The sequence below is a fragment of the Leptotrichia rugosa genome (assembly GCF_041200005.1).
In the GTDB taxonomy this organism is placed as follows: domain Bacteria; phylum Fusobacteriota; class Fusobacteriia; order Fusobacteriales; family Leptotrichiaceae; genus Leptotrichia; species Leptotrichia rugosa.
On sequence record NZ_CP165644.1, the window covers coordinates 1716095 to 1736102 of the forward strand.

The 20008-nt window shown below is 28.9% G+C and carries 22 protein-coding genes and 3 tRNA genes; 5 read left to right on the plus strand and 20 right to left on the minus strand.

The window, feature by feature from the left end; genetic code table 11:
* The 3 genes from AB8B22_RS08730 to AB8B22_RS08740 form a co-directional block, all read right to left on the minus strand.
* Nucleotides 1-76, minus strand: a tRNA-His gene (locus tag AB8B22_RS08730).
* A gap of 38 nt (nt 77-114) precedes the next feature.
* Nucleotides 115-190 (minus strand) — tRNA-Gly (locus AB8B22_RS08735).
* A 6-nt stretch (nt 191-196) separates the two neighbouring features.
* Nucleotides 197-273, minus strand: a tRNA-Pro gene (locus AB8B22_RS08740).
* 225 nt (nt 274-498) lie between these two features.
* Here AB8B22_RS08740 and cobD point away from each other — a divergent pair.
* The 3 genes from cobD to AB8B22_RS08755 all read left to right on the plus strand — a co-directional run bounded on the left by cobD (nt 499) and on the right by AB8B22_RS08755 (nt 3673).
* Nucleotides 499-1590 carry a threonine-phosphate decarboxylase CobD gene (gene cobD / locus AB8B22_RS08745; protein WP_369710829.1) on the plus strand — a complete coding sequence of 364 codons (1092 nt, stop codon included), beginning with the start codon at nt 499-501 and terminating at the stop codon, nt 1588-1590.
* A gap of 91 nt (nt 1591-1681) precedes the next feature.
* Nucleotides 1682-2719 (plus strand): tetratricopeptide repeat protein, encoded by a 1038-nt coding sequence (locus AB8B22_RS08750; RefSeq protein ID WP_094079811.1) that lies wholly within the window; start codon nt 1682-1684, stop codon nt 2717-2719.
* A gap of 21 nt (nt 2720-2740) precedes the next feature.
* Nucleotides 2741-3673, plus strand: coding sequence for a dihydroorotate oxidase (locus tag AB8B22_RS08755; RefSeq protein ID WP_369710830.1), 933 nt, complete (start codon nt 2741-2743; stop codon nt 3671-3673).
* Between the two features lie 78 nt (nt 3674-3751).
* Here the strand turns inward: AB8B22_RS08755 and AB8B22_RS08760 are convergent, their stop codons facing one another.
* The 5 genes from AB8B22_RS08760 to AB8B22_RS08780 all read right to left on the minus strand — a co-directional run bounded on the left by AB8B22_RS08760 (nt 3752) and on the right by AB8B22_RS08780 (nt 9069).
* The gene (locus AB8B22_RS08760) at nt 3752-4822 is read right to left on the minus strand and encodes an RnfABCDGE type electron transport complex subunit D (RefSeq protein ID WP_369710831.1); all 1071 of its coding nucleotides are present in this window, start codon (nt 4820-4822) and stop codon (nt 3752-3754) included.
* Entirely contained in the window at nt 4822-6123 is a 1302-nt protein-coding gene (gene rsxC / locus AB8B22_RS08765; protein WP_369710832.1) for an electron transport complex subunit RsxC, read from the minus strand. Before rsxC ends, AB8B22_RS08760 begins: the two co-directional genes overlap by 1 nt.
* Nucleotides 6124-6176: 53 nt before the next feature.
* The gene (locus AB8B22_RS08770) at nt 6177-7130 is read right to left on the minus strand and encodes an FAD:protein FMN transferase (RefSeq protein WP_369711947.1); all 954 of its coding nucleotides are present in this window, start codon (nt 7128-7130) and stop codon (nt 6177-6179) included.
* A gap of 70 nt (nt 7131-7200) precedes the next feature.
* Nucleotides 7201-7680, minus strand: coding sequence for a hypothetical protein (locus tag AB8B22_RS08775; RefSeq protein ID WP_369710833.1), 480 nt, complete (start codon nt 7678-7680; stop codon nt 7201-7203).
* A 291-nt stretch (nt 7681-7971) separates the two neighbouring features.
* Complete coding sequence (locus AB8B22_RS08780; protein ID WP_369710834.1) at nt 7972-9069, minus strand: RNA-guided endonuclease TnpB family protein; 1098 nt, start codon at nt 9067-9069, stop codon at nt 7972-7974.
* A gap of 237 nt (nt 9070-9306) precedes the next feature.
* On the opposite strand from AB8B22_RS08780, the gene AB8B22_RS08785 reads away from it, so the two are divergent.
* Nucleotides 9307-9882: a biotin transporter BioY gene (locus AB8B22_RS08785; protein WP_094079806.1), complete on the plus strand. Its 576-nt coding sequence runs from the start codon at nt 9307-9309 to the stop codon at nt 9880-9882.
* 113 nt (nt 9883-9995) lie between these two features.
* On the plus strand, nt 9996-11015 hold the full coding sequence (bioB, locus tag AB8B22_RS08790) for a biotin synthase BioB (protein ID WP_369710835.1): 1020 nt from the start codon (nt 9996-9998) through the stop codon (nt 11013-11015).
* A 195-nt stretch (nt 11016-11210) separates the two neighbouring features.
* On the opposite strand, the gene AB8B22_RS08795 is transcribed toward bioB, so the two are convergent.
* The 12 genes from AB8B22_RS08795 to AB8B22_RS08850 form a co-directional block, all read right to left on the minus strand.
* Complete coding sequence (locus AB8B22_RS08795) at nt 11211-11537, minus strand: hypothetical protein (protein WP_314083148.1); 327 nt, start codon at nt 11535-11537, stop codon at nt 11211-11213.
* An 84-nt stretch (nt 11538-11621) separates the two neighbouring features.
* On the minus strand, nt 11622-12152 hold the full coding sequence (locus tag AB8B22_RS08800; RefSeq protein ID WP_369710836.1) for an adenine phosphoribosyltransferase: 531 nt from the start codon (nt 12150-12152) through the stop codon (nt 11622-11624).
* 33 nt (nt 12153-12185) lie between these two features.
* Nucleotides 12186-12638, minus strand: coding sequence for an NUDIX domain-containing protein (locus AB8B22_RS08805; RefSeq protein WP_094079802.1), 453 nt, complete (start codon nt 12636-12638; stop codon nt 12186-12188).
* Nucleotides 12639-12651: 13 nt separating this feature from the next.
* Entirely contained in the window at nt 12652-13938 is a 1287-nt protein-coding gene (locus tag AB8B22_RS08810; RefSeq protein ID WP_369710837.1) for a hemolysin family protein, read from the minus strand.
* Between the two features lie 40 nt (nt 13939-13978).
* Nucleotides 13979-14455 carry an acetyl-CoA carboxylase biotin carboxyl carrier protein gene (accB, locus tag AB8B22_RS08815; RefSeq protein ID WP_369710838.1) on the minus strand — a complete coding sequence of 159 codons (477 nt, stop codon included), beginning with the start codon at nt 14453-14455 and terminating at the stop codon, nt 13979-13981.
* A 143-nt stretch (nt 14456-14598) separates the two neighbouring features.
* Nucleotides 14599-14733: a hypothetical protein gene (locus tag AB8B22_RS08820; protein ID WP_369710839.1), complete on the minus strand. Its 135-nt coding sequence runs from the start codon at nt 14731-14733 to the stop codon at nt 14599-14601.
* 72 nt (nt 14734-14805) lie between these two features.
* Nucleotides 14806-15597: a bifunctional 5,10-methylenetetrahydrofolate dehydrogenase/5,10-methenyltetrahydrofolate cyclohydrolase gene (locus tag AB8B22_RS08825; protein ID WP_369710840.1), complete on the minus strand. Its 792-nt coding sequence runs from the start codon at nt 15595-15597 to the stop codon at nt 14806-14808.
* A 12-nt stretch (nt 15598-15609) separates the two neighbouring features.
* Complete coding sequence (locus tag AB8B22_RS08830; RefSeq protein WP_369710841.1) at nt 15610-16257, minus strand: redox-sensing transcriptional repressor Rex; 648 nt, start codon at nt 16255-16257, stop codon at nt 15610-15612.
* A 64-nt stretch (nt 16258-16321) separates the two neighbouring features.
* Nucleotides 16322-17254, minus strand: coding sequence for a methionyl-tRNA formyltransferase (fmt, locus tag AB8B22_RS08835; protein WP_369710842.1), 933 nt, complete (start codon nt 17252-17254; stop codon nt 16322-16324).
* Nucleotides 17255-17271: 17 nt separating this feature from the next.
* Nucleotides 17272-17790 carry a peptide deformylase gene (gene def / locus AB8B22_RS08840; RefSeq protein WP_369711948.1) on the minus strand — a complete coding sequence of 173 codons (519 nt, stop codon included), beginning with the start codon at nt 17788-17790 and terminating at the stop codon, nt 17272-17274.
* Between the two features lie 443 nt (nt 17791-18233).
* Entirely contained in the window at nt 18234-18677 is a 444-nt protein-coding gene (sufU, locus tag AB8B22_RS08845; RefSeq protein WP_369710843.1) for a Fe-S cluster assembly sulfur transfer protein SufU, read from the minus strand.
* A gap of 65 nt (nt 18678-18742) precedes the next feature.
* Complete coding sequence (locus AB8B22_RS08850; protein ID WP_369710844.1) at nt 18743-19942, minus strand: SufS family cysteine desulfurase; 1200 nt, start codon at nt 19940-19942, stop codon at nt 18743-18745.
* Nucleotides 19943-20008 lie beyond the last annotated feature (66 nt).

The window sequence follows — 20008 nt, forward strand, 5'->3', positions numbered from 1 at the left end:
TGGGGTGATCGACGGGACTTGAACCCGCGACAACCAGTGCCACAAACTGGCGCTCTACCAACTGAACTACGATCACCATATATATGAAAGTTTTATTTTAATTTTCAAATAAAATGGAGCGGGAGACGAGGGTCGAACTCGCGACATTCAGCTTGGAAGGCTGACGCTCTACCAACTGAGCTACTCCCGCAATTAGTGGTCGGTGTAGTAGGATTTGAACCTACGACCCCCTGCTCCCAAGGCAGGTGCGCTACCGAACTGCGCTATACACCGCTCCTAAGTAATAAGTTTTTTATTTTCTTAATACCTGTTGGACAAGAAATATAATATCATAATTATTCTTTTTTGTCAACACTTTTTTTAAATTTTTTTTGTGTTTTTCTTAATTTTTAAAAAACCTCTTAAAATAAAAGAGTTTAAGAGAACTAAAAAATTATTTTTACTTTTATGGATAAAAAATCAAAATTTTGATATACTTTTTTATATTAAGGAGGAGATATGGATTTTCATGGTGGAAATATTTACAAAATTTTTAGAGAAAGAAAAATTAAAAATATACTAGATTACAGTTCGAATATCAATCCATTTGGGATACCAGAAAACTTAAAAAAACTTATTTTAGAAAATTTGGAGACTCTGGAAAAATATCCTGACCCCGACTATTTTGAGCTGAGAAAAAAAATTGCAAAAAAAAATGGCGTTCATTTAGAAAATATAATTTTGGGAAATGGGGCAACAGAAATTATATTTTTAATTACAAAAGTTTTAAATCCAAAAAAAGTTTTGATTGCGGCACCAACTTTTGGAGAATATGAAAGAGCGGTAAAAAGTTTGCAAGATGATATTGCGATTCAATATTTTAAACTCGAAGAAAAGGAAAATTTTAAATTTAATCAAAAAAAATTTGAGATGGAAATGGAAAAAAATTATGATTTGGTTATAATTTGTAATCCAAATAATCCGACGGGAAAATTTTTACAAAGAGATGAAATGGAAAAAATTTTGGAAAAGTGTAACAAAAAAAATACAAAACTTCTTGTGGATGAAGCATTTATTGAATTTGTTGAAAATTGGAAGGAAAAAACAATTGCACAGACAAAAATTGATAAAAAAAATTTATTTATAATCCGAGCATTTACGAAATTTTTTGCAATACCTGGATTAAGACTTGGATATGGAATTTTTTTTGACAAAGAAGACATTTTTAAAGTAAACGCTAAAAAAGAGCCGTGGAGCGTCAACAGCCTTGCTGAAATTGCTGGAACTTACGTAATCGATGATTTAGAATATATAAAAAAAACAGAAAATTGGATACAGTTAGAAAAGAAATATATGTTTGAACAATTATCAAAAATTAAAGAACTTGAAGTTTTTGAAACAGAAGTAAACTTTATTCTAGCAAAAATAAAAAAAGGAATGAACTCAAAAAAATTACAGGAAAAGATGCTGGAACATGGAATTTTAATTAGAGATGCTTCAAATTTTATTTTTTTGAATAAAAATTTTTTTAGACTTGCAATAAAAGATAGAAGAAATAATGATTTTGTTTTGGAGAAATTATCATTGATTTTTTCTTTTGAAAAAAAATAAATATAATTTAATATTTCATCACTCAATCTGTTGATATTCTCACTTTTTTTTGTTATAATTATTTTAATATAAATTAAAATAGGTGATGATTATGGAAGGGATTAATTTGGAAAATTTAGATAATAATGATTTGGGACGTTTTTTTGAAGAAGGAAAAAGATACTTTGAAAAAGGGGATTTTGTTTTAGCTGAAAAATATTTAAAAAAGGCGACAAAATCTGGAAATAGAGAAGCATTTTTATTGCTTTTTGACATATTCTTAAAAGATGATAGAACTAACATTGCAGAAAAATATTTAAAACCTCTTGCTGATGGAGGAGATTTTGAGTTTCAAAATAAACTGGGTGAAGTTTATAGAAAAAAAGCGAATTTTGAACTCGCAGAATATTATTTTAAATTAGCAATTGGAAATGGGAATAAAAAAGCGCATTACAATTTGGGAAAACTTTATTATGAATACAAAAAAAATAATTTGGCGACAGAAAATTTAAAAATTGCAGCGGATCAGGAACAGGATCAGCAAGCGCAAGTTTTACTTGCCAAAATTTACAAGGATTTAGGACAAATTGACCTGGCACAGCAATATTTCAGTGCTGCGAAAGACAACGCAAAAGCTTATTATTATTTAGGAAACTTATATGAAGAAAAAAATGAACTGACTCTAGCTGAAAACAATTGGAAAATTGCAGCTGATGAATATGATGATAAAAAAGCACAAAAAAAATTAGTTGACTACTACAAAGATAATTTAACATTAAGAAAACATTATTTATCGCTACTTGCCGACAAAAATAATTTAGATGCATTTGTAAAATTGGGAGATATTTTTACGCAAGAAAAAAATTATGGACTTGCATTTTCAAACTACAATAACTTTTTTAATGCAACATCCCATCTAAAAGAAAAACCTACATTTTATATGGACAGAATTGATAAAGAAAAATTAAAATTCAATTACGGTAAAAGCTGTGTTTCACTTGGGAAATTTGACATTGCTGAAGAATGTTTCAAAGAAAACAAATATCTGTGTGAAAATGAAAATATTATCGAAGTGGCAAAATTATATGAATCAGCGAATCAATTTAAAAATGCTATTGAATACTATAAATTAGCGCTTCACATTCAATAAAAAAGAAAGGATATTAAATTTATGACTTCTACAAAGACAAAAATTGCGAATTTTGAATTTGACAACTGTATTATGAATGCGGCAGGAGTTTTGTGCTATGACAAAGATGAACTGGCGAAAATATTAAATTCTGCAGCTGGAACATTTGTTACAAAGACAGCGACTCTAGAACCAAGAGAGGGAAATCCAGAACCTCGATACCATGACACAAGGTTGGGAAGTATTAATTCAATGGGTCTTCCTAATTTGGGATTTGACTACTACCTTGACTATTTATTAGAATTAAAGAAAACTCATCCCAAAAGAACCTTTTTCTTTTCACTTGTGGGAATGTCGCAAAATGATACTCACACATTGTTAAGAAAAGTGCAAGAAAGTAATTTTGACGGAATAACAGAACTTAACCTGTCGTGTCCAAATGTGCCAGGAAAACCGCAGATAGCTTACGATTTGGAAACAACTGAAAAACTATTGACAGACATTTTTTCATATTTTAAGAAGCCACTTGGAATAAAATTGCCGCCATATTTTGATTTAGTGCATTTTGACCAAGCAGCAGCTGTTTTTAACAAATTTCCACTATCTTTTGTAAACTGTGTGAACAGCATTGGAAATGGAATTATAATCGAAGATGAGAAGGTGGTTATAAAACCTAAAAATGGATTTGGAGGAATTGGTGGAGAATATGTAAAACCAACCGCTCTTGCAAATGTTCATGCTTTTTATCAAAGATTAAAGCCAAGTATTCAGATTATTGGAACTGGGGGAATTTTATCAGGAAGAGATGCATTTGAACATATTCTATGCGGTGCAAGTATGGTTCAAATTGGGACAACTTTACATAAAGAAGGAGTAAGTGCATTTTCAAGAATTACAAGTGAATTAAAAGAAATTATGGAAAAAAAAGGATACAAAAGTATCGAAGAATTTAAAGGAAAACTAAAATATTTATAAAAAGAAAAAGAACTGTCAGACATATAAAAATTTTAAAAAAAGGATTGATTTTTGTAGAATTCAATCCTTTTAGTTATATTATTTTATTTTTTTTGAAGCGATAAGTTTTATAGATATTACAAAAATATAAATAAACACGATGTAAGGAATTAACTCAAATCTATGTAAAAACGCCCATAACACATCAAAAAGTAATATTAATACTGAAATTTTTAAAACTTCAAATATTTTTTTTATTAAATTTAATTTGTAACCAAAAACTACAGGTCTAAAAACTTTGTTAATCATTTTTGAAAAGATATTTAAAACAATTATTGAATATGACAATGTTTCAAACTGAATACCAAGTTTCCAAAATATAGCCATTGTCAGTCCCATCATCATTCCGTAATAAAATTTCCCAAAAGAATATGTTGGACTTGTAGGCATATCTGTCGCCATAAAAATTCCTGTGAGCATAAGACCTCCCATTGAAATTTCGATCTCTTTTATAAAAAGTGAAACTATAAAAACTGTAGAGAATAAAGCTGCTGGAATGTGCCAAGAAATTCTATTTTTTATAAGTAAATAAATTCCCCCCACAATAAGTGCTAAAACTGAGACTTCTCCTAGCGCACCCGTTGGATTTAGCAGCATTTTATCCAAATAATTTGTAAAATCGTTGTTATTTATAAAAGAAAATATTTTTAATTCTGAAATATTTAGTGAATTTCCAGACCATATCGCAGGTGAAGTCATAACAAGCGGAAAAAATACCGTCATAAACTCTCTTCCTACAACAGCGGGATTTAATCTATTTTTTCCAATTCCGCCGAAAATTAATTTTCCAAAGATTATCGCCATTGCAGCGCCAAATGCAGCTACATAAATTGGAGTGTATGGTGCCAATATAAATGCCAGTAAAATTCCCGTAACTATAGCTGACAAATTTTTTATGCTAGTTATTTCGTTAAAAAATATTTTTGAAAAAACAATTTCTGTCAAAACTGCTGACAAAACGCAAATTACCATGATTAAAAATGAAGATAGTCCATAAACTAAAAGTGAGAGTAATATTGCCGGTGTAAGAGCTAAAATTACGTCAAACATTACAGCTTTTATATCATCTCTTGTTCTTATATAAGGCGTGTAACTATTTTTTAACTCCATTATTTATTTACCTCCATTTTCATTAAATTTTCTTTTCCATTTTTTATACTCTCAATCAAAGGTACCCTCGATGGACATGCATATTCACAGGCACCGCACTCAATACAATTCATTATATTAGTTTTTGCCATCATTTTATATTCTTTTTTTTCGTAAAATTCAGCGAATTCAAAAGGCATTAAATTCATCGGACAGACTTCGACGCAATATCCACATGAAATACAGTTGTTTCTCTCAATTTCTCCTTCATTTTTTAAAAATAAAATTCCTGAGGTTCCCTTTATAGTTGCCGTTGACTTATCAAATATTTCCTGCCCCATCATAGGTCCGCCAAAAATGATTTTTGAGTTTTCATTCGGCTCCAATATTTTAATTATGTGCTCAAGCGGTGTTCCTATTTTTATCAAATAATTTCCAATTTTTTCTAGATTTTCCCCTGAAACAGTGACAATTCTTTCAACTAGCGGAGCTCCTTTAAAAAAGGCATCGTAAACTGATTTTACGGTGCTTACATTGCTTACCACAACGCCTTTATTTATGGGAAGCTCTCCTTTTTTTATTTTTTTCCCAGTAACTGATGCAATAAGTTGTAATTCGCTCCCTTGTGGATATGAAGTTGGAAGTATTTTTATTTTAATCTTCATTTTTTCTTCCAAAATCGCTTTTTTTAAAATTTGCTTCAATTCCAGATTTTCTTTTTCAATCCCAATGACGATATTTTTAGGATTGATGAGATATTTTACAATTTTTATACCCTTTATTAATTCATTTGCAAAACTTTTAATAACTGAGTAATCCGAAGTCAAGTAAGGTTCACATTCTGCGCCGTTTATAATAAAAGTTTTAACTTTTTTATTTTTTATGTCATATTTGACATAAGTTGGAAACTGCGCTCCACCTTCTCCAACAATTCCACTATTTTTAATAATTTCAATAATTTTTTCTTTTTTATAATTTTCTAACTCTGAAATTTCTCTTTTTTCTTTTTCAATTTCCTCATTTTTAAAATCATTTTTTATAACAATAGTTTTAGCCATTTTTTTATTTGGTAAAATCATTTCTTTTATATCAATAACTTGACCAGACACAGGCGAGTGAACAGGTGAAGAAATATTTCCTTGCATTTCCCCAATTTTTTCATATCTTTTTACAAAATCTCCAACTTTTACTGTTTCTTTTGAAATTTGTCCGATATGCTGTACCAAATAAATATGAAAAATTTTTGGATCTTGCAATTTTTCTATTTCCAAAACTTTTGTCATATGTTTCATTGACTCAATTTTCATTATATCTTTACTCATTTTCTCTCCATTTTTTTCTTTTTTATAATTTAAATTTAAAATTTTTAAATTTTTTATTTAACATATTCTAAAAATCCGTCAGTATAATGTATTTCCCCATTTTCATCAATCAAATATCCTTCAATTTTTATTTCTTTTGAAAGTTTTTTTATTATTTCATGAAAATTTTTAGGAGTTTGATTATAAAGTCCAGTTGAAATCATATCTCCAAAAAAAGCATTTTCAGTAATGATTCCAATCTGTTTGTTTTTTGCAGGAAATCCTGTTTTGGGACTGATTATGTGACCATATTTTTCACCATCAATTTCCAAAAATGTATTTACCTGATTTGAAGTAGAATATGTTAAGTCTTTTATTTCTATCTCAAATAAATCATTATATTCGTCATTTCCTTCATACTTTTCTTTTGTAATTTTCAAAATTTTTCCATCATCATTTTTTAACAATTTTTTCTCAGGTTCAGGATTTTCTACAATAATTCCCCATCCGTTAATAGCCACAATACTGCTTCCACCAGCATTAATTATGGCATCGTCAATTTTAAGTTCTTTCATTTTTTGAATAGCTTTATCAATCGCATATGCTTTTATAAAAGAACCTGTTATAATTTCTTGATTTTTATCAATTTTTACTTTTAAATTTTTTTTATCGATAATAATTTTTTTATAATCCACCAATTTTTTTATTTTTTTAATTTCAAGATTTTCTGGAATTTTATCAGAATTTTCTTTATAAAATCCCCATAGTTTTATAAGTGGCATTATAGTTATGTCATATTCTCCATTCATAATTTCAGAAAAATGCACTACTTTTTCCAATAAATTCACAGTTTCTTCATTCACTTGCACAAATTTTCCGTTATTTTTATTAATCTTATCAATGTAAGAATTTTTTGAATACGAATTATAATTTTTATTCACATCTTCCAAAATTTCAAATAGTTCATCAAAAACTTTATTTTCAAAGCTATCAGGAATTTTTATCTTAATATTTGTGTAAATAAAAATCTAGTTTGCACTTTATATTCTCTTTCCATTTTTTTCCTTGAACAATTTTATAATTTTTTTATAAATTTTATTAATTTTTATTAGAAGCTGTTCCTTCAGAACTTTTTACTTCAATTGGGTTTGTTTTTTTCTCTTCATTAGATGCTTTTCCAGAATCTTTATTTTCTTTTTGAATTTCTAAATTATTTTTATTTTCTGGATTTTTATTTTGATTTTCATTCTTGGAAGAAGTTGCTCTTTCTTTTGTTTTTTGTTCAATCTTTTCATTATTTTGCTTAACTTCTTTTTGTACTTTAGAAGAAGATGAAGCTCTTTCGGCTCTTTTATTTTCTTTTTTTATGAAATTTTTATTTTCATCTTTTCCTTCAGAAGAAGTTGAACTCTCAGGTAATTTATTTTCAATAGTTGTGCTATTTCCTAAAGAATTTATATTTCCAGAAGGATTATTTGTGGTCACTTCTACTATTTTAGATTTTTGTTTGACGTAGTTTCCCCATCCGATAAGAGCTATTGCTCCTAAAAATAATATTATTTTTTTTATATTTTTCATTTTTATCTCCATTTCATTTTTATCAAAATATTATAGTCCACTTTTCTTTGTTTTTACTTTTTTAAATTATTTTATTTCATTTCATATGTATAAAAAAATGAATTTAAACTGAATAAAAAATTTTTGCTTTTTGTTGCACTTGATTTATTATTATATTGTTTAACAGCAATTAAGCATTAAGTGAACTACTCCCGCTTTTAGAAGCGGGAGCTTCTTGGGAAGTATCTGCTTTTGCTAGCCAAATATATTTACCAAGCTCTTCGGGCAGTTCCTGACCTGTTTTTTTATTTCCTAATATTTCAACATTTCTTTTCCAACATCTCTTATATTCAATGCCGCATTGTAATCCCTATCAATCTCAATTCCACAGCACTCACATTTATAACTTCTTTCTGATAATTTCAGTTCCTCTTTAACATTTCCACATCTACTACAAGTTTTCGATGATGGAAACCACTTATCTATCTTCAAAAATTGTTTCCCTAAAAACATCAACTTATACTCAAGCATTCTCAAAAAAATTCCCCACCCATTATCTCCTACACTTTTCCCAAAATTTAATGCCTGGCTCATCCCTTTCATATTCAAATCCTCAACAACCACAGCATTATACGCTTCAGACAATTTTTTCGATAATTTATGTAGAAAATCTCTTCGACAATTTTTGATATACTCATGTAATTTTGATATTTTCATTTTTTGTTTATACCAATTTTTAGAAAATTTCACTTTTCTTGACAATGATTTCTGTAATTTTTTCAATTCTTCTTCCAACATCCTAAAATATCTTGGATAATCAGCCCTTTGGTTTTCAGAACTGACAAATAATTCAGGCATTGAAAAATCAAGTCCAATTACTTTATCGCTATTTGGATTTTTTTGAATTTCTTTTTCAAATTCTGTCAAAATAGAAACATAGTAATTTCCATTACTGTTTGTTAATGTTACCGACTTTATTCTGTAATCCTTTGGTATTTCTCTATGATATTTTAATTTTATTCTTTTTAATTTTGGCAAAACTAAATATTTGTTTTCCTCAATTCGTATTGAATTATTCACACAATTTGTCGTATAACTTTTAACATTATTCTTTTTAGATTTGAACTTTGGAAACTTTGCTCTCTTTTGAAAAAAATTTGTAAACGATCGTTTTACATTCAATTGAGCATTTGAAAGTGCCAGACTGTCCACTTCTTTTAAAAATTGATTTTCACTTTTCAAACTGGCAGGTGTAATTATTTTATTTTTTCCAGTTTCTTCATAAATTTTATTAGCAGTGTACAAAATCGTATTGTAGACAAAACGAACACATCCAAAAGTCTTGTTTATCAATAATTCCTGCTCCTTATTTGGATAAATTCTGTATTTGAATGCTAAATTATATTTCATAAAATTACACCTCCTTTTAATTTTGAATATTATTTTTAATGACTTCTCTTCAATATTTTACACAAAAATTGTATCATAGGTGTATCCTTTTTTCAATTTTTTTACAAAAAAAGCAATTCATCTCCCACTTATAGAAAGCCTACGACTTCTTGCTGTCTTTTTGTTAAAAAAATTTATTGACTTTTTATATAACAGGTGTTATAATACTACAAAATTAAAAATAATGGAGGTATTTTTATGAAACAAAATATTTTAAGTAACAGTATAAAAATTAAAACAAAAGAAAAAGAATTTTTAAAAAGTATCTTTTTGGTATTAAGCGGAGTTATATTTTTATCAATAATGTCGCAACTTATAATACCACTTTATTTTACTCCTGTACCTATTTCACTAGGATCATTTGGAGTAATGTTAATAGCATTGTTATACGGTAGAAAATTGGGAACAGCAACTGTGCTTTCCTATGTTGCAGCGGGTAGTTTAGGAGCTCCGATTTTTGCTGGATTTAAAGCAGGTTCGTTATTTTCACCAACAGGAGGATATATTTTAGGATATATTGCAGCTGCATTAATTTTAGGTTTTTTATTCGATAAAGGTATTGCAAAATCTTATGTAAAGACATTTCTTTCACTATTACTTGTAAGTGTCATTATTTTTGTATTAGGTGCATTAGTATTGATGTTATTTGTGCCTATTAAAAATGTATTTATGGCCGGTGTACTTCCTTTTATTCCTGGAGATATGTTAAAAGCAGTTGCTGCAACTCTTTTATTTCCAAGATTATGGAAATTTATAAAAAAAAATAAAAATTAAGTTATTTGTTAAACAAAGAATCTCCTTTAAAGCAATTTTTAGGAGATCTTTTATTTAATTATCATATTTTTACTTAATACAATTTTTTGAATACAAAGAAAGGAAAAAAAGAAATGTCGAAAAATAATAATAATCAAACTGAACTAGTTAAATTTATATCAAATTTAAAAAATAAAATTATAAATGAAAAATACGATATAACTCATGAAGAAGCAATCTTTTTATCAAAAATTCCTAATGATGATATCGAAACTTTAAACTTGCTTTTTGAAGCAGCGAATCAAATTAGAGAAAAATTTTGTGGAGAAAATTTTGATTTATGCACTATTATTAACGCAAAATCTGGGAAATGCTCTGAAAATTGCAAATTCTGTGCACAGTCAACTCATTTTAAAACAGCAGTAAATGTCTACGGTCTTATTTCAAAAGAAACAGCACTTTGTGAAGCCAAAAGAAATGAAAACGAAGGCGCTCATAGATTTTCACTTGTAACAAGCGATAGAGGATTTAATGGAAATGAAAAAGAATTGTATAAATTAGCTGAAATTTATGAATTTATGCGAGAACACACTAAAAAATTAAGTCTTTGCGCTTCTCATGGCATCTGTACAAAAGAAGCGTTACAAAAATTGGCTAATGCAGGTATTTCGATGTATCATCACAATTTAGAAACATCGAGAAGATTTTATCCTAATGTCTGTACATCTCACACTTATGATGATAGAGTTAATACGATAAAAAATGCAAAAGCAATTGGATTAAACGTTTGCAGTGGAGGAATATTTGGATTAGGGGAAACTATTGAAGATAGAATTGATATGGCATTTGATTTAAAAGAATTAAAAGTCAATTCTGTTCCGATAAATATTTTAACTCCAATTCCTGGAACTCCATTTGAGAATAATAAAGCAGTAGAGCCATTAGAAATTTTAAAGACTATATCTATTTACCGTTTTATTATGCCTAAAACTCATTTAAGATATGCTGGAGGAAGAATTAAATTAGGAAATTATGTAAAAACTGGTTTAAAATGTGGAATTAATTCTGCACTTACAGGAAATTTCTTAACAACTACAGGAACAACAATAGAAAAAGATAAGAATATGGTAACAGAATTAGGCTATAAAATTTAAAATATAAATGATATTAAAGATATGCTTAAGAATTATTTTTACTTAAGGAGGTTCTAGGATTCTGGATAGGATAAAGTGAACCAAGCAAGTGCTTGTTAAATGTTTTAAATGAATTGAAAAACAGGATGATAAAACTTATCATCCTGTACCATATATTGCATTTTGAGTTTGAACAAAATTCCAGACACTCTCAAATTATTGATTATTTTTGTAGCGATTACCTTCCGAAGTACCTTTGATATTTGTTTTTGGCGAATTTTCATCGGCTTTTTTCTTCTTAATCGCTTCATCTATTCCAGCTCTATTAACATTTTCGTCTTCTTTATCTTTTTTGTTTTTATCTTTTTTCTCAATTTTTTTAAAAATATCACCTGTACCTTGTTTATTAGTTGTTTCTTTGTCTTTATCTTTTTTAACTATATTTGAAATTCTTTTTCCCAATCTTTTTAATCTTCTAGAAGATGAAAAGCTTAGTGCTGATCCCATAACTAAAAATACTAGTATATATTTTTTTATTTTCATTTTTATTCCTCCGCTTCTTTTTTTTATTTAAATAAGTATACTCCTGTTTTCTTTGTTTTAAATTATATTAAACTTTTTTTGATATTAATAAACTAGCTGAGAATATACTTCATATCCATCTAAAAGTTCTCTTCCTTTTAAATCTGCAAGTTCTATCATAAATGCTAATTCCACGACTTTAGCTCCTAATTTTTCCACCAATTGAACCATTGCTTTGGCAGTTCCACCAGTTGCCAGTAAATCGTCAACTATTAAAATTCTATCACCTTTTGAAAAAGCGTCTTTATGAATTTCTATACTATTTTTACCATATTCCAAGCTATATTCCACGCTTTCAACTTCGGCAGGGAGTTTTCCAGGTTTTCTTGCCGGAACAAATCCTGCTCCGATATTATAAGCAATTGCAGCACCGAAAATAAATCCTCTGGCATCAGCTCCTACGACATAGTCAATTCCTTTATCTTTATATCTCTCTGTCAAATCTTTTATAATAATTTGTAATCCCTTTTTATTTTTAAGAGCCGTTGTAATATCTCTAAAAATTACACCTTTTTCAGGGAAGTTCTCTACACTTCTCACTAAATTTTTAACAAATTCTTTTTCTTTTTTATTCATCTCTTTTTGTCCTCTTTTTCTTTTTTTATTTTTCTAGTCATTCCATAAATTTCCCAAATAACTTTCAACTTTTTCTCCATTCATTATTTTTACAAGATTATCTTTAATATTTGGATAAATTGTCAAATCTTTTATCTCATCTTTTCCAAAAAATTTTAAATCTGCAAGTACAGCTTCATCTCCCAATTTCATAAATTTATTATCTCTATTTCCCCTGTGAACTCTGTAAAATAAATTTAGCACATGTCGACTTTTATCTGGCGAAATTGTTTCAGAAAAAAAGAGAAATTTGTCGACTTTTATATCAAGATTTGTTTCTTCTTTATATTCACGAATTACAGCTTCTTTTGTGCTCTCTCCCCAGTCATTTCCACCACCTGGAATTAGCCAATATTTTTTATCATTTTTTTGATGCTGAATTAATAAGATTTTATCATCTTCAATAAGTATTCCTGCTACCCTTATGCGAGGTCTTAGCTCTTCCATTTTTTTACTTCTCCTATTCTTCTTCTTCTTTTTTTTCTAAAATAACTATTCTAACTCTTTCCACTCTTTTATTGTCAGTATCCAGCACCTTCATAACAAAGTTATCTTCTTTAATCTGGTCAAAGACATCGGCAACTTTTCCCAATTTATCTTGAATGTAACCTGATATTGTGTCATATTCCTCAGATAGCGGAATATCTAAATCAAGTTTTTCATTTATTTCCTCAATAAGTGTATCACCTTTTACATCAAATATCTTTTCTCGAATTTTCTGAATACTTTCTTCTTCCTTGTCAAATTCATCCCTAATTTCTCCAACAATTTCTTCTAGCAAGTCTTCGATTGTTACAATTCCCTGCGTTCCACCATATTCGTCAATCACAATTGCCATATGAAGCTGTTTTGTCTTAAATTCTTCCAAAAGTTCCACAAGAGACTTTGTAATCGGCACATAATATGCTTCTTTCATAAATTCTTTCATCAAAAGATTGCCACTGCTCTTGTCATTTGCATAACGAAGTAAATCTTTTATGTGAACCGTTCCTACAATGTTGTCAATTGTTCCAGTATAAATCGGCATTCGAGTAAATTCCTGCTCTAAAATTTCTTCCCAGACATCTTCTAGCTTGCTTTCAGAATCCAGCGCAAAAATATCTCTTCTCGGTGTCAAAATTTCTTTCACAGTCATATCAGCAAATTCTATTATGCTTGAAATCATTTCTTCTTCGCCCTCTTCAATCGCTCCACTTTGAGTTCCTGCTTTTACAAATGTCAAAATTTCTTCTTCTGTTATTTCAAACATCTGATCTTTCACTTCTATTTTAAATATTTTCATAACAAACCGTGAAATATGGATAAAAAGTGAAATAATCGGTTTTATCGCAATTCTTAATGTATTTAACGGAATTATCGCAGCTTTTGAAATTTCATATACTTTCACTCTCGCAATAAGTCTTGGAATCATTTCAGCAAATATTAAAATTATTATTGAGAAAACAAAAAATGCTAAATAAAAATATAATTTTTTCTCAAAAAATTGCCTTATTAAATTTATTTCTAAAAAAATTAGAAAAGAACACAAAATTGTTTTTACAAATAAAAGTGTCGTCAAAAGCTCATTTGGATTTTTTAGCCATAATTTTAAAAGTTTTTCTTCTTTTACATTCTTTTCGTTGTCACCATCAATTAAATGAATTTGCCTAAGTGACAAAAGAGCTGATTCAGCCGTTGATAAAAATGCTGTAAAAAACAGCATAACTATTAATAACACAATATCTATTGATATTATTTTCTCTTCCAAATCTTATCCCTTCTTTTTTAATAAACCTATTCAAAAAATATTATTTAATTATCATTAAAGTTTGTCCTTTTTTTATTGCCTCTCCATCTTTTACTAATACTTTTTTTACTGTTCCTGAAACTGTTGATTTTACTTCATTCATAAGTTTCATTGCTTCAACAATACAAAGTGTCTGTCCCTTTTCTACTTTTACCCCTTCTTTTACAAACGGTGGCATATTTGGCGACGGTGCCGAATAAAAAGTCCCAACCATCGGTGAAGTAATTTTATTTCCCGTAATTTCTTCAGTTTCTTCACTTGTTTTTGACTCTTGCACTTCCACAACTTGTTCTTGTGTTGGCACTGTATTTGAAACTATGTTTTGAGGAACCGCTCCTGCACTGACTATAACATTTTTTTCTTTTTTCTTTTTACTTAGTATAATTTCAAAATTATTTTCTTCATATTTTACTGTTTCAATTTTATTTTCATTCATACTCTGTGCCAGTTCTTTAATAAATTTAATTTTTTCTTTCATTAATTTTCTCGCTTTCTTTTTTTCATAATTTTTTACCCCTATATTATACATTGATTTTAAATAAATAACAATAAAAATATTAATCAATTATTATTTTTATAAAAAAAGACCAGTTTTTTACTGATCTTTATTCAAAATATTAATTATAAAATTTCATAAGCAACTCCATAATCTTTTGCCGCTATTTGTTTTGCTTCTTGAATAGATTTTGCCGCTATTTTAATCATTAATATTTTTCCTGTCTGTCTATCTTTTATTCTAATTGTATATGTTGGCATAATTAATGCACTTCCTTTTTTATAATTTACTTTTATAACTTTTAAATGTATTCTTTATAAGACTTGCAATTGTCATAAATTTTCTCCAGGAACTGGAGTTATAAAACTAGCTTTTTCAAAAATTTCGTCAAAATCCACATCTCCACAAAGCTTTCCATCCACACGATTTATTCCAACGTCAATCACAACCGCATTTTCTTTTATATCTCTACCTTTTATCAATTTTGGAACTCCAACGGCTGCGACAACTATGTCAGCTTTTTGTAATTTCTCGCTCAAATTTTTAGTCTTTGAATTACAAACTTGGACAGTTGCTCCACTTTGAATTAAAAGCAGCGCAAGTGGCTTTCCAACTATATTGCTTCTCCCAACAATTACTGCATCTTTTCCAGAAAGCTCAATGCCATATTCTTCAAACATCTGCATAATTCCGTATGGCGTGCATGGTAAAAACCCTGTTTTATCGCCTATCATCATTTTTCCAATATTTTCAGTATGAAATCCGTCCACATCTTTTGAGCTTGCAATTTCATTTATGACTTTTAGCTCATCAATATGTTTTGGAAGCGGCAATTGCACCAAAATTCCGTCAATTTTTTTATTTTCATTTAATTTTCTTATTTTGCAAAGCAATTCTTCTTGCGTAATGTCCTCTGGCAATCTTATAGTTTCAGAATAAAATCCAACTTTTTCACAAGCTCTTATTTTATTTCTCACATATACTTGTGAAGCCGCATTTTCTCCAACTATAATCACCGCAAGTCCCGCACTTCGCCCGACTTTTTCTTTAATTTTATCGTGTTCCTTTTTTATATCTTCAAAAATTTTTTGCGAAAGCGCTTTTCCATCAATAATTTTTCCCATAAGACCTCCATTTTATTTTTCTTCTTTATTCAATCTCCAAAAATTTAATTCTTGCAATTTTGCCGAAATATCAATATTTACAACTGTTATATCTGAACCTAGCTCAAGTTTATAAGTCGTCATATTCAAAATAGCTTTTATTCCATTTTTCACAAGCTGTTCTGCCGCAAATTGCGCCTGTTCCTTTACAACCGCAAGAATTGCCGTATCAACTTCCCCGCAGAAATTTTCTCTAAATTCTTTTACACCGTTGACATCACGAATTTCAAGATTGTCAGAAACAACTTTTCCTATTTTATTTTTATCTTTGTCAAAAATTCCAACAATCTGAAAACCTTTTCCCAAGACATTTCTGTTAGACGAGATCATTTCTCCCATTTTTCCGTGTCCAACGATTATGACATTATTAACTTTATTTATTCCCAAAATATCTTCGATGATTTCAATCAATTTAGAAATATCATATCCTTTTCCACGCACACCAAAATCTCCAAAAGTTGATAAATCTTTTCTGACTTGAGCTGATGTCGTATTCATTATTTTGGAAAGTTCAATCGAGTTAATCTCATTTTCATATTTTTGAACATCTTTTAAAATTGATAGATATTCCGTCAATCTCTGAATCACTTTTTCTGAAATCTCTAATTTTTTAAATTTCATTCCACCACTCCTTTCAAAAATATGCAAAATTTTATAATATTTATAATTTATTTTTACTAAACAACTATTTTAAACACTCACCAATAGCCATTTTTCTACCATTAATGACATCTGCTCCTCTTTGCAGTTTTTTTCCTTGAAATTTCACTTCGAGCAAAACTAAAGCTCCATTTTTAACTTTTACAACAGGTCCTTTTTTATTTATAATATCGACAATCTGACCATTTTTTCCTTCGTATTCTTTATCTAATTTTTCAGTTTTATAAATTTTTATATTTTCATTTTTTTCATTAAAAGTGTGTGCCGCCGGAAATGGATTTAACCCTCGAATTTGATTAAAAATCACTTCTTTTGTATTGTTCCAATCAATTTTAGTCTGTTCTTTCGTAATTGGTTTTACAAATGTTGCAAGACTTTCATCCTGTTTTGTAGCTTCAACTTTTCCCTCTTCAATCAATTTTAGCGCCTTTTCAAGTACTATCGCTCCCAAGTCCTTTAATTTGTCATGCAAAGTTCCAAGCGTATCACTCTCCAAAATATCACAGCTTTCTTGCAATATCACATCGCCAGAATCCAGTCCTTCCTCAATGTACATTATGCTCACACCACTTTTCGTGTCGCCGTTTAAAATTGCCGAGTGAATCGGAGAAGCACCTCTGTATTTTGGTAAAAGTGAAGAATGGACATTGATTATTCCATATTTTGGTATATCTATAATTTCTTTTGGCAAAATCTTTCCGTAAGCCACAACTACGATTAAATCTGGATTTATCTCTTTTATTTTTTTGATTATTTTTTCATCTTTAACTTTTTTTGGCTGAATAACTTCAATTTCGTTATCAATTCCAAACTGCTTCACTGGCGAAAAGATTATTTTATTTCCTCTGGCATTTACTTTATCTTCCTTTGTAAAAATTGCTCTCAAATCCGTATTTTTTGACACAACTTTCAAACTTGGAATTGCAAATTCTGGCGTTCCCATAAATATTGTTTTCAAAAAAATTCACTCCTTTTTTAATCCAAATCTTCCCTATAAATTCTACCTTTGCTAAAATCTTTTTTCAAAACTTCTATTTTTTTTGCAACAAGCCTTTTATTCATAACAGAAAGTCGCTCTGTAAACAAAATTCCGTCCAAATGATCAAGTTCGTGCTGAAATGCTCTAGCCCACATTTCATCAAGTTCTTCTTGAACTTCAATCCCATTTTCATCAAAATATTTAACTTTAATTTTTTTAGGTCTTATAACCTTTTTATAAATTCCAGGAATACTCAAGCATCCTTCTTCAAAATCCACTTTTTCTTCACTAAATTCCAATATTTCCGGATTAACGACCTTTTTTAAAACTCCTTCGTATTCCAGCACAAAAAATCTTTTAGGAATGTCGACCTGATTTGCAGCAAGTCCCACTCCATTAGCTTTTCTCATCAAATTAACCATCTCACTCAATGTTTCTCTCAGTTCATCATCAAAATTTTCCACCTTCTCGGCAACTTTTTTCAAAGTTGGATGTCCAAATAAAACTATTTTCAATTCTTTCATTATATTTAATTTTTTCTCCTTAATTTTATTTTCTTGTTTTTGTATTTTTCTTTTTTATTATTATTTTACCATATATTTAAAAATTTTTACAATTTTTTTATTTTATAAAGATAGCGTAAAAATTTTACGGGCAAATTTTAATTTCAATATTTTTTAATTTATTTTTGTCTACAAGATGTTATTTTATTTAGTATAGTTTTTTATTTTTTTACATAAGGGGAAAGGGCCGCCATTTCCCCTTATAATCCCCACGCTCGTCTAAGCATTTTTTGGAAGCAAAGCCGAAACTCACTTCGTTCAAACAGTCGTCTTTACTCCCAAAAAATCACGACACTTTTATGAAGTTTTTATTTACCTTAAATACTCTATTCATTTTATAAAAATACTAAAAAAATTCAAAATTTATTATTCTTTATATTTTTTTAAATAATTTTCTATTTTTTGCTTTCTACAATCACTTTTAGCGAGTGCCAACTAAGTGTAGCACATTTTACTCGAGCAGGCATTTTAGCCACATATTCCAAAAGCACTGCATCTCCTAATTTTTTCATTTCTTCCTTTGTCAATTTTTCTTTATTTTCGTCTATGCTCATCATTTTAAAAAAAATGTCAACTTTTTCTTTTGCTTCTTCCAAAGTTTTTCCTTTTATCAAATCAATTAACATTGCCATTGAAGCAGTTGAAATAGCACACCCAGAGCCGATAAATGCCGCATCCACAATGACATTATTTTCCACTTTTAATTCCAATGTCAAGTCATCTCCACAATTGGGATTATGACCTCTCTCCACATAAGTCGGATTTTCCATTTCGTGATTTAATTCTTTTCTACGGCTATATTCCAATATTGTCTGCTGATAAATTCTCTCCAAATCCATTTTTTATATCTCCTTTTTTATTATTTTTTATTTCCAAAAATTTGTAATTTTTAATTTTCGATTTTTTACAATTTAAAAACTTCCTTTACTTTCAAAAGTCCTTCAATTAATTTTTGAATATCACTTTCATCATTGTAAATGCTAAAACTAGCACGACAACATGACGCAACTCCAATATATTTCATAAGTGGCTGTGCGCAGTGATGACCTGATCTCACGGCTACATCAAAAGAATCCAAGATGAATGCAACATCGTGCGAATGAACTCCAATCACATTAAACGCAATAACTCCTGTTCTTTCCACATCTTTTGTAAAATAAGTTTCCACAAAATCAAGTTTATTTAATTCTTCTAGTGCTTTATTTGCCAAATTTTCCTCAATTTTTTCAATTTTTTCATACCCAATTTCGCAAATAAACTTAATCGCCTCTTCCAGAGTCACAGCTCCTTCCACATTTTGAGTCCCACCTTCAAATTTATTCGGTAACTGCGCAAAAGTTGATTCCTGTTCTGTAACAAATTCAATCATATCCCCGCCATACAAAAATGGTGGCATTTTATCCAAAATCTCTTTTTTCCCATACATCACACCAATTCCCATAGGTGCAAAAATTTTATGTCCTGAAAATACCAAAAAATCTGCATCTAATTCTTGCACATCATGTTTAAAATGAAGCATTGACTGTGCTGCATCAACCAAAACCAGAGCATTTTTACTGTGAGCTATCTCAATTATTTCTTTTATCGGCTGAATTACACCTGTTACATTCACAACCGCAGAAATTGCGACAATTTTAGTTCTATCAGAAATTTTACTTTTTAAATCTTCCAAGTCAAATTGTCCATTTTCTGTAAGATAAATATATTTTAACTTAGCTTTTTTTTGTTTTGCCACAAATTGCCACGGCACGATATTGGCGTGATGATTTGAAATTCCTAAAATAATCTCATCGTTTTCACTTATAAAATTCATTCCATAAGTATAAGCGACTAAATTTATACTTTCAGTCGTATTTTTTGTAAAAATCACTTCTTCGGCTCTTTTTGCATTTATAAATTTTCTCACACATTCTCTTGCATTACTTAACAGCGACTGTGCTTCCACAGATAATTTATGTGACCCTCGTCCAGGGTTTCCATTATACTTTTCATAATATTCTCTAATTTTATCCAGCACAACTTTTGGCTTTTGAGAAGTTGCAGCTGTGTCTAAATAATGATTTTCTATATTTGAAAATATCGGAAATTTATTTTTATAATTCATTTTTATTTTTTTTTCCTTTCTTAAGAGTTTTATTTTATTTTATTTTATTTTAAATTAAATCATATT